Genomic DNA, 13,246 nt, shown 5'->3' with positions numbered 1-13,246 from the left:
CTCGCTCACCAGCCCATCTCCATGAAGAACAGCGCCGCCACGGCATCCAGGACTATGACCACGAAGATCGACTGGACCACGCTGGAGGTGGTGTGGGCGCCGACCGATTCGGCGCTGCCACTGACCTTGAAGCCCTCAAGGCAGCCGATGGCGGCGATCAGGAAGGCGAAGAACGGGGCTTTGACCAGGCCGACCAGAAAGTGCTGCACGCCGATATCGCTTTGCAGCAGCGACAGGAACATCGCCGGCGAGATACCCAGTGACAGCGCGCAGACCACCGCGCCGCCGATAATGCCGCAGAGCATGGCGACAAAGGTCAGCAACGGCAGTGCGATCAGCAGTGCAAGCACCCGCGGCACCACCAGCAATTCAACCGGGTCGAGGCCCAGGGTGCGGATGGCGTCGATCTCTTCGTTGGCCTTCATCGAGCCAATTTGCGCGGTGAAGGCACTGGCGGTGCGCCCGGCCATCAGGATGGCGGTCAGCAGCACGCCGAATTCCCGCAGGAACGAGAATGCCACCAGATCGACGGTAAAGATGCTCGCGCCAAAGCTGGCCAGCACCGTGGCGCCAAGAAAGGCCACCACCGCCCCCACCAGAAAGGTCAGCAAGGCAACAATGGGCGCGGCGTCCAGGCCAGTCTGCTCGATATGCGCAACCACCGAGGTGACCCGCCAGCGCTTGGGCTGGAACAGGCGCAGGAACAGGGTTTGCAGGATCAGGCCGACGAAGCCGAGGATCTGCAGGGTGTCTTGCCACAGGGTGTCAACTGCGCGGCCGATGCGGGTGAGCAGCTGGATCAGTACCGAGCGCTCGGGTTGTTTTTCCGGGATGCAGAAGTCTTGCACCGAGCAATACACGGTCTTGAGCAGCGCCTGGCTGGCGGCGGGCAAGTGCGTGGCGGTTTCGGTCAGCCGCGCCAGGCGTTCGGCGCCCAGCAGCTCGACCAGCAACGCCGCACCGGCGGTGTCGAGCTTGCCGAGCTGGTCGAGGTCGACCTCGGTAGAGGCGTCGTACTGGCCGGCCAGGCTGTCGCTGCTGCGCTTGAGGCTGGTGTAGTTGGCCAGGGTCCAGTCACCGACGATCCGCAGCCGTGGCGGGCTGCTTGCAGTGTCCAGGGTGGCGCTGGCGTGTGTAGTCATAGGCTCCATGCAGTCCGACCAACGGTTCGCAGCCTCAGAGCATAGCGTTACTCGGCCGCGGGTGCTTGACCATCGTCAACCACCTTGAAGCGCAGTACACCGATGACCTGGCCGTCTTCGGTGAGCACCCGCACCTGCCAGCGCCCCACCGGGTTGCCGGGGAAGTTCTGCTTGTGGGTCCAGGCGCGGTAGCCTTCCTTGCGCCCGCCATGGATGTCCAGGGCGATGCGGTCAACCTCTTTGCCCTCGAATTGCCAGACGTGGTAAATCCGCTCGTTCAGCCCGCGTGGGGCGTTGATCGCGGTGAAGGCATAGAGGCCTGCGCGTATTTCACTGGCTTTGATCTGCTCCAGGCTCTTGCCCGGGGTGCGGTTCTCGACCTGGGTGCTGACTGCCACTTCGGTCATCCACAGGGTTGCCGGCGGCACCCAGGAACGCAGCATCCAGCCGCCGGCGCCGACGGCCAGGGTCATCACCACCAGCATGATCCCCCGGCGCCAGTGGCTGATCGGGAAGCTGCTGGCAAGGCTTGGGAACGACAGCAGCATGGCGATGCCCAAGGCCAGCTTGAAGCTCTGCGAGGTGGTCAGGTGGAGGATGATCGGCAGCGCGGTGAGCAGCGCGGCAAACAGCGTCAGGGTATGCAGCGCCAGGTACAGCCAGCGCCGCGGGGCCAGCCACTTGTAGTACAGCGGGTCGATGATCGAGATCAGCCCGGCGGCGGCGAGAATGCCGGTGAACACCAGTTGGCCGCTGTTCCAGGTGGTGGTGACGAAGAAAAACGGCAGGACGAAGAACAGGCTTTCCTGGTGGATCATCTGCGTTGCGTAGCGCAACAGCGGCTGGGGGATTTCGCGCTTGAAGACTTTGGCGAAGACCTTGGTGAAGGTGTTCTCGAGCATCAGCCAGATCCAGCTGATGAGCATGACGATGGCAATCCAGCTGGCCAGGCTTTCCTGGCGATCGACCAGGATGAAGCTGCCGACACCGGAGATGAAACCGCCGAGGGCGATGACCCCGGGATAGCGCTTGATCAGCTCGATCAAGCGCTGGAGGTAAAGAGGCATGAAGGTGTTCGCAAGGTCAGGTAAAAACCTGCACAGGATACTCTGTAGGAGCGGGCTTGCCCCGCGATGATTTCAGCGCGAACGCCGCCGCCCCCAGATAAGCACCCCGGCCAACAACACCCCCACCGCCAGCGCCACCCAGCCATATAGCTCGTCGTAGCTGAGCAGTGGCTTCTCGATCCGCACATAGCCGGGCTCGGCCAGCAACTGCTGCAGGGCCTGGTTGGCATCTTCCAGGCTGATCCGGCGCAAGGCCCGCGCCGGATCGGCAAAGCGCCCTTCGTCAAAGTCGTTCAAGGCGCCCCAGTAGTAATCGGCCAGGGCGCTGTTGCCCTGGGTTGACCAGGCTTCGCGGTCGATGGCAGCCTGCTTGATACGCTGGAAGGTTGCCGGGTCCAGGCCGTTTTTGCGCAGGCGCTCGAGCATGGCCGCCAGGGCTTGCTCGGCAGCATCGACATCGGCGCGGTCGAGGTCGGCGTTGAGTACCATCAGCCCGGTATCGCCGAAGCTCTCGCGCTGGCTGAACGGGCCGTAGGAAAACCCGTGCTTGAGCCGCAATTCGTCGTACAGCGCCCAATCCAGGTAGCGCTGCAGCAGGTCCCAGGTCTGGCTGTGGTCGTTGTTCAGCACCGGTTCGAGGAACAGCCAGTGCAGGCGGGCGCTGTCGCCCAGCCAGCCGCGAATCAACTCCCGGCGTGCCTCGGCTTTGTGGGTGACGCCGTCCAGTACCCGGCGCTCGCCTGGTTCGACCGCTGGCAGCTCGCCATAGGTGCGTTCCAGATAAGCCGGCAGCAGGCGGTCGAGGCCGCCAACCACGATCAGGGTCATGTTGTTGGCCGCGTACCAGTGCTGGCGCAGGTCGTTGACCTGCTCCAGGGTCATGTCCTCGATCGACGAACGTTCGGCGCATTTGAGCCCCAACTCCACGGCCAGCTGGTCGCTGGCGCGATGGCCGAGGTCCTGGCGATCGAGCCAGCGCTGCAGGTGCGAGTAATGGCCGCCGTCTTCGCGCTCGACGATGCGCTTGGATAGCTGCAGGGCTTTTTCATCGATCTGGGTGTCGTTGATCACCGCCAGCAGCAGGTCGAGCACCTTGCGCTGGTTGCGTGCCGGCGCCTCGATGACGAAGGTGGTATCGGCGCTGCTGGTATAGGCGTTCCACTCCCCGCCCAGGGCTTGCATGCGCTCTTCCAGGCCGCCCTCTCCGCCCTCGTCGATACCGCTGAACAGCAGGTGTTCGAGCAGGTGTGGCAGCTCCTGGCGCTCGCAGGGAAAATCATCGAAGCCAACGCCGACCACCAGGCGGATCGACACATGGTTGCGTTCGTAACCTGACTTGAGCACCACCTGCAGACCGTTGGGCAGCAGGTAGCCCTCGACCTGGGAGCGGTCGAGGGCAAAGCCGGGCGCGCAGCCCAGCAGCAGGCAAATGAACATCAGGCAACGCATGGCGAGCTTCCTTGCGGGAGTTCTTGGGGTGTCGCGATCACGGTGAATGAGCGTCGTCCGGCACGCTGTCGAGCAGCAGGCCGCCAGTATCGGCGCCGCCCAATACCACATAGGCACTGCTGCAGAACAAGGAGTTCAATCGTTTCATGTCGGCGATCAGCTCCAGGTGCAACGAACTGGTCTCGATACTTTGCACCACTTTACGTTGCAACCGGCTGACATGGGCATGGGCCAGGCGCCGCTCCTGGGCGCGGAAGCGGCGTTTTTCCCGCAGCAGCTGGCGGGCGCTTTCCGGGTCGGCGCTGAGAAACACCGACAGGCCCAGGCGCAGATTGGCCAGCAACTGGCTGTGCAGGCCGGTCAGTTCTTCCAGGCCCACCTCGGAAAACTCGCGGCGCTGCGAAGTCTTCTGCTGCTGGACCTTGCGCAGCATGCGCTCGATGAGGTCGGCAGCCAGCTTGAGGTTGATCGCCAGCTCAATGATCTCGGCCCAGCGCCGGCTGTCCTGCTCGCTGAGGTCTTCGCGGGGCATTTGCGCCAGATACAGCTTGATGGCGTTGTACAGCGCCTCGACGTCCTCGCCCAGGCCGCGCATCTGCTGGGTCATGGCGGTCTGGGTACCGCGCAGCACGTTGAGCATGGCATCGAGCATGCTGTCGACCAGGTCGCCCATGCGCAGGGTTTCGCGCACCGCGTTGGCCAGGGCCAGGCTTGGCGTGGTCAGTGCGGTCGCGTCGAGGTGACGCGGGCGGGCGCGGCCGTTGGCTTCTTCGCGCTCGGGCAGCAACCATCTGCACAGGCGGCCCATGGGCGTCACCGTCGGCAACAGGATCAGGCAGCGCAGGGTGTTGTAGAGCAGGTGAAAGCCGATCACCAGCTCCTGGGGGCTGAAACTCAGGCTGTCCATCCACGCCACCAGCGGATGCAGCACGGGAATGATCAGCACCAGGCCGATCAGCTTGTACAGCAAGCTGCCCAGTGCCACCTGGCGCCCGGCGGCGTTTTGCATGCTGGTGCTGAGAAAGGCCAGCAGGCCGCTGCCGATGTTGGCGCCAATGACTAGGCCGATGGCCACCGGCAGGCTGATCAGCTCGGCGCCGGCCAGGGTGGCGGTGAGCAGCACGGCGGCAAGGCTGGAGTAGGAAATCAGGGCAAACAGGGCACCGACCAGGGCATCGAGGAGGATATCGCCGGTCAGCGAGGCGAACAGTACCTTCACCCCCTGGGCATGGGTGATCGGCGCCGCCGCTTCGACGATCAGCTGCAGGGCGAGGATGATCAGGCCCAGGCCGATACCGACGCGGCCCAGTTGCCCGGCGCGGGTTTGCTTGCGGGAAAGAAAGAAGATTACCCCGAGAAAGATCAGCAGCGGCGACAGCCATGACAGGTCAAAGGTCAGCACCCGCGCCATCAGCGCGGTACCGACATCGGCGCCGAGCATGATCGCCAGCGCCGGGGTCAGGCCCATCAGGCTCTGGCCGACGAACGAGGTCACCAGCATCGCCGTGGCGTTGCTGCTTTGCACCATCGCCGTCACCAGGATGCCGGCGATAAACGCAAGCGGGCGCTTGGACATGTTCTGGCTCAGTACCCGGCGCAGGTTCGAGCCGTACACCCGCAGGATACCGGTACGCACGATGTGCGTGCCCCAGATCAGCAACGCCACGGCGGAAAGCAGATTGAGCAGGGTCAGCATTGAAAAGGCCCCCTGTTATGCGCCCCAGCGGGGCAAAATGGTTGATGCCGTGAGCCTGTCCTGCTGCCAGGCGGTTTTTCCCAGTGCTCTCTTAAGCTGTAGTCGGCCAATGGCCGTGGCGCCAGCATCGCATAGCCACGCCAGCCTTTGAAACAAAACTGTCATGACGCAAGATGAAAAAAGGGCCCTGCGCAGGGCCCTTTTCACCAGCACCGGGATTACTGACCCGGGATGTCCTTGCGAAGTTTCACCGGATCGCTCTGTTGCTTCTTCTTGGCCATGGCCGTGCGCATCTTGATGTTGATCGCCTCGACCGCCAGCGAGAACGCCATGGCGAAGTAGACGTAGCCTTTGGGTACGTGAACGTCGAAGGATTCGGCAATCAGCACGGTCCCGACCACGATCAGGAACGACAGGGCGAGCATCTTCAGTGACGGGTGCTTGTCGATGAAGTTACTGATGGCGCCGGCGCAGAGCATCATCACCAGCACCGCGACGACGATCGCGGCGATCATCACCGGTACGTGGGAAACCATGCCCACCGCGGTAATCACCGAGTCCAGGGAGAAGACGATGTCGATGATGGCGATCTGGATGATGGTGTAGAAGAACTTGCCGCCGGCGCCGCTTGGCTCGTCGCTGGTTTCGTCTTCACCTTCCAGGCCGTGGTAGATCTCCTGGGAGCTTTTCCACAACAGGAACAGGCCGCCGAAGAACAGGATCAGGTCGCGCCCGGAAATACCCTGGCCGAACACCACGAACAGGTCGGCGGTCAGGCGCATGACCCAGGTGATCGACAGCAGCAGGAGGATGCGGGTGACCATGGCCAGCGCCAGACCGAAGATCCGGGTGCGCTGCTGCATGTGCTTGGGCATGCGGCTGACCAGGATCGAGATCATGATGATGTTGTCGATACCGAGAACGATCTCAAGCGCCGTCAGAGTAAAAAAGGCAACCCAGATCTCTGGGCTGGTCAGCCATTCCATGTGTATTCCTTCGAACGATGTAAGCACAACGCCCCAGGCGATGGGGCGCGGCAGCGGTTAGGTGATTCTGTTGTCTTATAGGCTACTGAACAGGGGGAAAATTCCCATGAGCAGCGCGGCGAGCATTATGCACAGGCAGATCAGCACTGCCCACTTCAGGGTGAAGCGCTGATGATCGCCGAACTCGATGCCGGCCAGGGCCACCAACAGGTAGGTAGAGGGTACCAGCGGGCTGAGCAGATGCACGGGTTGGCCGACGATCGACGCGCGGGCCATTTCCACCGGCGAGATGCCATAGTGGCTGGCCGCTTCCGACAGTACCGGCAACACCCCGTAGTAGAAGGCGTCGTTGGACATGAAGAAGGTGAACGGCATGCTTACGACTGCGGTAATCACCGCCAGGTAAGGCCCCAGCGCATCCGGAATGACCGCCAGCAGGCTCTTGGACATGGCGTCGACCATGCCGGTGCCGGAGAGGATGCCGGTGAAGATACCGGCGGCAAAAATCAGCCCGGTCACCGCCAGCACGCTGCCCGAATGGGCGGCGATACGGTCTTTCTGCTGCTGCAGGCACGGATAGTTGACGATCATGGCGATACTGAAGGCGATCATGAACAGCACCGGCAGCGGCAGCAGACCCATGATCAGCGAGACCATCAGCACGGCGGTCAGCGCGCCGTTGAACCACAGCAGTTTCGGGCGACGGGCGTCGGGGAACTGCGAAACGCTGATTTCGCTGTGATCGATCTCATCACCAGGCAGGTGCAGTTCACCCAGGCGCGCGCGTTCCCGCTTGCCGTAGGCGTAGGCAATCGCCAACAGGGCGACGACACCAGCGAGCATCGCCGGAATCATCGGTACGAAGATGTCCGAGGGGTCGACATGCAGGGCGCTGGCGGCGCGCGCGGTCGGGCCACCCCAGGGGGTCATGTTCATGATGCCGCCGGCAAGGATGATCAGGCCGGCCATGATCCGTGGGCTCATGCCCAGGCGGCTGTACAGCGGCAGCATGGCGGCCACGCAGATCATGTAAGTGGTGGCGCCGTCGCCATCCAGCGACACCACCAGGGCCAGCACGGCAGTGCCGACCGAGACTTTCAGCGGGTCGCCCTTGACCAGCTTGAGGATCTTGCGCACGGCCGGGTCAAACAGGCCGGAGTCGATCATCAGGGCGAAATACAGGATCGCGAACATCAGCATGACCCCGGTCGGCGCCAGTTTGCTGATGCCTTCGAGCATCATCGGGCCGATCTTGGCGGAAAAACCACCGAACAGGGCGAACAGGATCGGTACCAGGATCAGCGCGATCAAGGCCGACAGGCGCTTGGTCATGATCAGGTACATGAAGGTGATGACCATGGCAAAGCCGAGGAAGGTCAGCATGGGAGTACTCCAGGCGTAGCGCGGCGAAGGAAGAACGATTCGGGCGGATCAGCGCACAGGGCGCAGCGCGTGGAATAACGGAGGGATTGCTGCAGGGAGGCGGGCGTAGGAAAGCATCAGTATCACCATTGTTGTTGTTAATTGGGCCGGGCGCCGCATGCAACGAACGGGGCCCTGGCTGACCGGTCTTGTGCCGGTAGTGGTGGCAATCCTAAGGTGGGAAGCTTTCAGCCAGCTTTCGCTGGCCCAAAGCCGACGAGAGGTGCATTGTTGGTTATCAGCCTGTAGGCAACAGGAGGGAGCGATGAGTGATACGTACGAAGGCGGCTGCCATTGCGGCGCCCTGCGCTACCGGATTCAAGGTCCGTTGACGGATGTTGCCCACTGCCATTGCTCGGTGTGCCGACGGGTCAGTGGTGGTTTGCTGATCACCTGGCTGACGGTGAGTTGCGAGGATTTCCAATGGTTGAGCGGTACGCCGCAGCGCTACGACTCGTCTGCCAGTTGCGTGCGCTATTTCTGCAGCCGGTGCGGGGCGCATGTGGCGCTGACCACCGATCTGAGCCCGCAGAGCATCGATGTTACCGTGACCACTCTCGACCAGCCGCAGCTGGCGGCACCGAACCGACATATCTGGATCGATAGCCGCCTACCCTGGTTGCACCTGGACGAGCATCTGCCCGGCGAGTCCGGGGAGACGCTCTAGGCTTTCAGCGGCTTACTCGATGATCACCCCGCCCAGGCCCTTGGGAGTGTTGAACGACTGACCGCGCAGCTGTTCGGCCTGGCGCAGGATGATCTGCGCCTGACGGTTGCCCGGATCCTGGCTGAGCACCCGGTTGGCCAGTGAGCGCGCGGTGGCGCCGTCGCGGCGGGCCAGGGCACTACGCGCCTGGCTCAGCTGCTGGCCCACCAACCCGGCGTTGGCTGCCGGCGCCACCGGTCGTTGCACCGGCCGGGCAACAGGTGCCACCCGCGGCTGTACTGGCGGTGCCGAGCGCGCCTGCTGCTCCAGTTGTTGCTGGCGTTTGGCAAGCTGGGTCTGTTCGTCATGAAGCTGTTGCTCCTTGGCCGCCAGCTCACGGGCTTGCTGCTCGCGCTGCGCCTGTTCGGCTGCTGCCTTGCGCGTTGCTGCAGCGCTTGCGGCAGCGGCGGCGGCCTGGGCTTGGGCCTGCTGATCGCGTTGCTGACCCTCTAGCCCGGCCTGTGCGCGTTGCAGCAAGCTGATGGCGCGCGGGTCCTTGCTTTCGATGCGCAGGGCGCTTTCGGCCTTTTCCAGTGCGCAGTTGTACTGGTTCAGGCGCAGGCAGCCCTGCCCTGCGGCCAGTTCTGCCTCGAACTGCTGCAAGGCCTTGCGAGCGTTCATCTGATAGGCCGCATAACCACCCACCGCAACCAGCACGGCGATGGCCAGCGCGGCCTGGCGCGCGACATTGCGTGGTTTGCTCACCTGGGCCACGACCGGCGCTTGCGGCGGCGCGGTGGCTGCCACGGCGCGCTCGATCTCGGCGCTGGAGATGGTCACCTGCCGTGGCGGCTCGGGCGCTTTGGCCACCGGTGCTGGGGCTGTCGGCGTTTCGCTCGCGACAACGGCCGCTGCCACGGCTGCCGGAGCGGCAACCGGTGCGCTGGTCACCACCTGGCTGCTGGCACCGCAATATGGACAGAACAGCACCGGGCCACACAGGGCCTTGCCACACTCGCCATTGGCGCAGTTGAGGGGGAAGGCCGGTTTTTTCGCAGATGCGGACATAGGGCTCAGGCCTTCCTCAGTTCACAGGCGGTGGCGCCATCGGCGCGACGGGCGGTGGCGTGCCTACCGGCGGCGCCGCAGCAGGGGCCGGAGCAAACAGATGGGCAAGTTCGAGGATCTGCCCGGCGCTCAGCCAGGCGGCCATGCCTTCGCGCCACAGCAGGCTGTCGCGGGTGATCTGGCCGGTTTGCACATACTGTTGCAGCTGGCTGCTGGTGTACGGGCCGTAGTTGCTGCCAGCCACGCTCAGGTGATAGCTGAACTGCGGCGTAGCCACCGGTGGCGGCGCGATACCGGCAACACCTGGCGGTGGCGCAGCCATGCCCGGCATCGGTGCCGGTGCGGCGCTGGCGGCCGGCTGGAACAGCGCGTCGAGCCAGCCGCTGCTGAAGCACTCCTTGCGCAGGGTGCGTTTTTCGCTGTGCTCGTCATGCACTTCGTCGCGATAGACGTCGGCGCGTGAGCCGTTGACCGGTTCGGCGAATTGCTCCAGCAGCGCTCGCGCCTGCTCTACCAGGCGTTCTGCGGTATCCGGGGCCTGGCGCTTGAGGCGGTTGTCGTACTCGTTCTTCAGCAGCTCAGCGATCTTGTACGGGAAGGTCTGGTACAGCGACGACACCCCAAGCTCGTTCTGGCGCATCTGCGGCTTGTAGGCGCCGCGGCGCAGGTCTTCGAACAGCGCGACCATGGCCGCCAGCTGCTGCGGGCTGCGCAGTTGCTCGTAACGCTGGCGCAACTGGTCCTCGATGTCTTTGCGTTGCACCTGGTTCAGACCGTTCTGACGGATCGCGAACTCGTCACCGATGCTGAAGTAGTCCTGGTCGATCATCAGCTCGTAACGTTCCGACGGGTTGCGCCGCAACACCCCAACGGCCACCGCGTGCAGGTACAGCTTGAAGTCTTCGGCGAACTGGCGGTACTGCTCCTGGGTGAACTGGATCGGCTGTACGAACTGGCTGATACGCTTGTGGCTGTGCAGCGGAATCGTCGTGCTTTCCTTGCGGTAGCTGGCCAGGTAGGTCGGCAGCGGGGTCAGGGCCGGCAGCGGGAAGCCGCTCAGCTCAGTGAAGCAGATCAGCTTGCCCGGGGTGCCGGACTCGACGAACTGGATCTGCCCGGCAGTCATGCCGGTGCCCTGCGGCAGGCACTGGGCGAGCATGGCGCCGTAGGTGCGCTTGAATTCGTTGGCATCCTGCACGCCCACCAGGCAGGTGTAGCGGTCCTTGACGATGCCGAAGCCGCCGGTGAGGTTCAGCGGCGCCCAAGGCATGGCCCGTTGCAGTAGCTGGCGGAATTTTTCCCGCTGTTCGTCCGGGGTCAGCGCGGCCAGGGCGCTGAGCAGCGGGTCGATGCCCTGGTTTTGCTTGGGCAACTGCTGCACGGCCTTGCTGCGCAGTTTGCCCAGCAATTCTTCCTGGCCCTCTTCGTCCTGCAGTTTGCCGAACAGCACCTTGGAGCCGCCAAAGTCCTTGAAAGCGTCTTTGGCCCATTCGCGCACCTGGGCGCCATCGACGACCTGTTCCTCGCTGCTTTGCACCAGCGCCAGCGGGATCAGGGTGGCGTGTTTTTCCTTGATGCTGGCGTCGATCTTGCTGATATCGGTTTCGATCCGGCGCAACAGCTGGTCAACCGCATTGCGTCCGTCCTGCAGGCGGCCAACGAAGCCGTTCCATACTGCACGGCCGCTGTGGTCGACCGACTCCTTGCGGCCCAGCCACTCGGACAGCTCGCGCAGCAGTTGCGCCGCTTCACGGGCAGCGACATGGCGCACGTAGAACAGCAGGCTGTCGCGCAAGGTGTCCTTGACCTGGGTGAGTACGGTCTCGGCCTGTTTGTCCTTGCCGCTCAGGCGGGCCATCAGGCCGCCGCCGGTGGTTTCCTTGAGGCGTTCGAACTCGCGGGCCAGCTCCGAGGACTCCAGCTTCTCGGCCAGTTCCTTGAAGCGCGCGGCGTTCTTTTCCAGCGCCGGGATGATCCCGCTGCCTTCGTTTTCGAGGCGGTCCTTGAGCATCTCGACCAGCGCCAGGGTGTAATCCAGGCCGCCACGCTCATCGTCGTCCAGGCGCCGGAAGAGTTTTTCCGGCAGGGCGTCTTCGCGTACCAGTTCGGCCAGGCGGCGCTGGCGGTTTTCCTTGATGCGCACTTCGTGGTTGCGCTCGGCGCTGTCGATGTTGCTGCCCTTGGTGTCGCGCTCCAGCTGCTGCTGGATTTCACGCACGTGGGTCAGCCACTGGTCCTTGTCGGCGCCGCCATTTTGCAGGCGCTCGAAGAGCATCTCGACCTTTTGCTCGATCTGCGCGGTGACGCTGTTGTCGCCCTCGACCAGCAGCAGGTCGTCAGCCACCTGATAGTGGGTGAACTCACCGGTGGCCAGGGTCAGCTCGACCTTGGAAAGGAAGTCCGGCAGCTCGGTGAAGGTGCGCGCAGTGACGTTCAGTTGCTCGCGCAAAAAGTCATCGCGCTCGCGGTCGGTTGGCCGGTTGTCGTTGGCGGCGGCGTTGGCGATGCCGAAGAAGGCCTTGAGCATCTGCTGCACCTGACGGCTCAGGCGCACGTTCTGCCGTGCATCGATCTGGGTGTCGAGCACCGCCTGGCCCAGCGCGGAGTACGAGCACGGGAAGCGCAGCTCGGTATCGTCGCCGTAGTCCTGCGGCAGGCGCACGGTGTAGGAGCGGATCTTGTGCTGGTTCTGGTTGACCGCGATCGAGCGCTTCTTGTTGGCGAAGTCCTGGGAGGTGAAGTCGGTGAACAGCACGTCCGACAGCATCTCGTAGATGTCTTCCTGGTCACTGGTCTTGGCCTGGGCGACGTTGCTGTTGTCGACGATGTAGACATCGTCGTACGGACGGCTGTCGATGAACAGGTTGTCGGTTGCGTCCCAGTGCTTGACCAGGCGGTTGCCGCGCATGCTGGTTTCCAGCTCCATCAGTGCTGCGTAGCCGTTGGCCTGCACGCGCTCGGTGTTGAAGGCATGGAAGCCGCCGGGGAGGACGAAGAACAGGTCGACCTTGCCGGCAATGTTGTTCTCCTTGAGGATCGCCTTGGCCAGGTAACCCATGTCGAGGAACGAGCCGGAACCGGTGCCGCCGGCGGCCGAACCGCTGATGACGATGCGGATCTTGCCCGGGTCGATTTCCAGGCCGAGCTTTTTCAGCTTGTCGGCATGGCCACCGATGTTGGCCAGCAGGCGGTTGACCTTGTCGCGCAGCTTGTCGCGGATCACCGGGTACTTGTCGTAGAAGTACAGGCGCGACAGCGCGCGGATCTGCCCGGCACCTTTGGACGGGTCGATACCCAGGGCGCGAATCTTGTCCGGGGTCAGCGGGAACCACTCGGCCACTTCCCGGTGGCGGTTGAGCTCGTCCATCGAGTGGGTGTATTTGCTCAGGTTGAGCGGCTCGATGATCTTTTCTTCGGAAGTGAAGGCGACCTGCTCGGCGAGCACGTCGGTCTTGATCGACTTGCCGTCCTGAGTGACTTCGCCGGCATCCAGGTCGAAGTTGACGAACTGTACCAGGGGGAAATCGGCAATCTGCTGAACCTGGTTGTTGCCGCCCCAGATCGCATTGAGAATGCGCCGGCGCAGGCGGATGTTCACCTTCATGCCGGTACCGCCCAGGGCGATGAACAGCGTCGGGTGGATCTTCTCGCTGACCGCGTTCAGCGCCGCCGGGCCGGAAGGTTGTGCATTCTCGTTCATCTTCAAACTCCATGAGCCCTGGCTGGGCTGGCCGAGTCAGCTCGGCGTACTAAATCCATCATCGGTTGAA

The 13,246-nt window shown here is 63.7% G+C and carries 9 protein-coding genes; 1 reads left to right on the top strand and 8 read right to left on the bottom strand.

Annotated features, from left to right (window positions below; translation table 11 throughout):
* Positions 1-5 precede the first annotated feature (5 nt).
* From JYG36_RS00220 to JYG36_RS00195, 6 genes are all read right to left on the bottom strand, one after another.
* Positions 6-1,151 carry an ABC transporter permease gene (locus JYG36_RS00220; protein ID WP_045200628.1) on the bottom strand — a complete coding sequence of 382 codons (1,146 nt, stop codon included), beginning with the start codon at positions 1,149-1,151 and terminating at the stop codon, positions 6-8.
* A gap of 38 nt (positions 1,152-1,189) precedes the next feature.
* A complete protein-coding gene (locus JYG36_RS00215) occupies positions 1,190-2,209 on the bottom strand; it encodes a DUF5924 family protein (RefSeq protein WP_045200627.1) in 1,020 nt (339 codons plus the stop codon).
* A 72-nt stretch (positions 2,210-2,281) separates the two neighbouring features.
* Positions 2,282-3,658, bottom strand: a complete 1,377-nt coding sequence (locus JYG36_RS00210; RefSeq protein ID WP_195885388.1) for a M16 family metallopeptidase — start codon at positions 3,656-3,658, stop codon at positions 2,282-2,284.
* A 37-nt stretch (positions 3,659-3,695) separates the two neighbouring features.
* Positions 3,696-5,354 (bottom strand): Na/Pi cotransporter family protein, encoded by a 1,659-nt coding sequence (locus JYG36_RS00205; protein WP_093377559.1) that lies wholly within the window; start codon positions 5,352-5,354, stop codon positions 3,696-3,698.
* A 218-nt stretch (positions 5,355-5,572) separates the two neighbouring features.
* Positions 5,573-6,340: a TerC family protein gene (locus JYG36_RS00200; RefSeq protein WP_045200621.1), complete on the bottom strand. Its 768-nt coding sequence runs from the start codon at positions 6,338-6,340 to the stop codon at positions 5,573-5,575.
* Between the two features lie 75 nt (positions 6,341-6,415).
* A complete protein-coding gene (locus JYG36_RS00195) occupies positions 6,416-7,723 on the bottom strand; it encodes a CitMHS family transporter (RefSeq protein ID WP_045200619.1) in 1,308 nt (435 codons plus the stop codon).
* A gap of 304 nt (positions 7,724-8,027) precedes the next feature.
* On the opposite strand from JYG36_RS00195, the gene JYG36_RS00190 reads away from it, so the two are divergent.
* On the top strand, positions 8,028-8,429 hold the full coding sequence (locus JYG36_RS00190; protein WP_213602794.1) for a GFA family protein: 402 nt from the start codon (positions 8,028-8,030) through the stop codon (positions 8,427-8,429).
* A 12-nt stretch (positions 8,430-8,441) separates the two neighbouring features.
* Here JYG36_RS00190 and JYG36_RS00185 read toward each other — a convergent pair whose 3' ends face one another.
* A complete protein-coding gene (locus JYG36_RS00185) occupies positions 8,442-9,476 on the bottom strand; it encodes a hypothetical protein (protein WP_045200615.1) in 1,035 nt (344 codons plus the stop codon).
* 16 nt (positions 9,477-9,492) lie between these two features.
* Positions 9,493-13,176 carry a tubulin-like doman-containing protein gene (locus tag JYG36_RS00180; RefSeq protein ID WP_213602792.1) on the bottom strand — a complete coding sequence of 1,228 codons (3,684 nt, stop codon included), beginning with the start codon at positions 13,174-13,176 and terminating at the stop codon, positions 9,493-9,495.
* Positions 13,177-13,246: the final 70 nt, after the last annotated feature.

This window comes from Pseudomonas sp. SORT22 (assembly GCF_018417635.1).
Taxonomy (GTDB): domain Bacteria; phylum Pseudomonadota; class Gammaproteobacteria; order Pseudomonadales; family Pseudomonadaceae; genus Aquipseudomonas.
The sequence above is the reverse complement of the archived record's forward strand: the minus strand, read 5'-3'. Positions and strand labels throughout refer to the sequence as shown.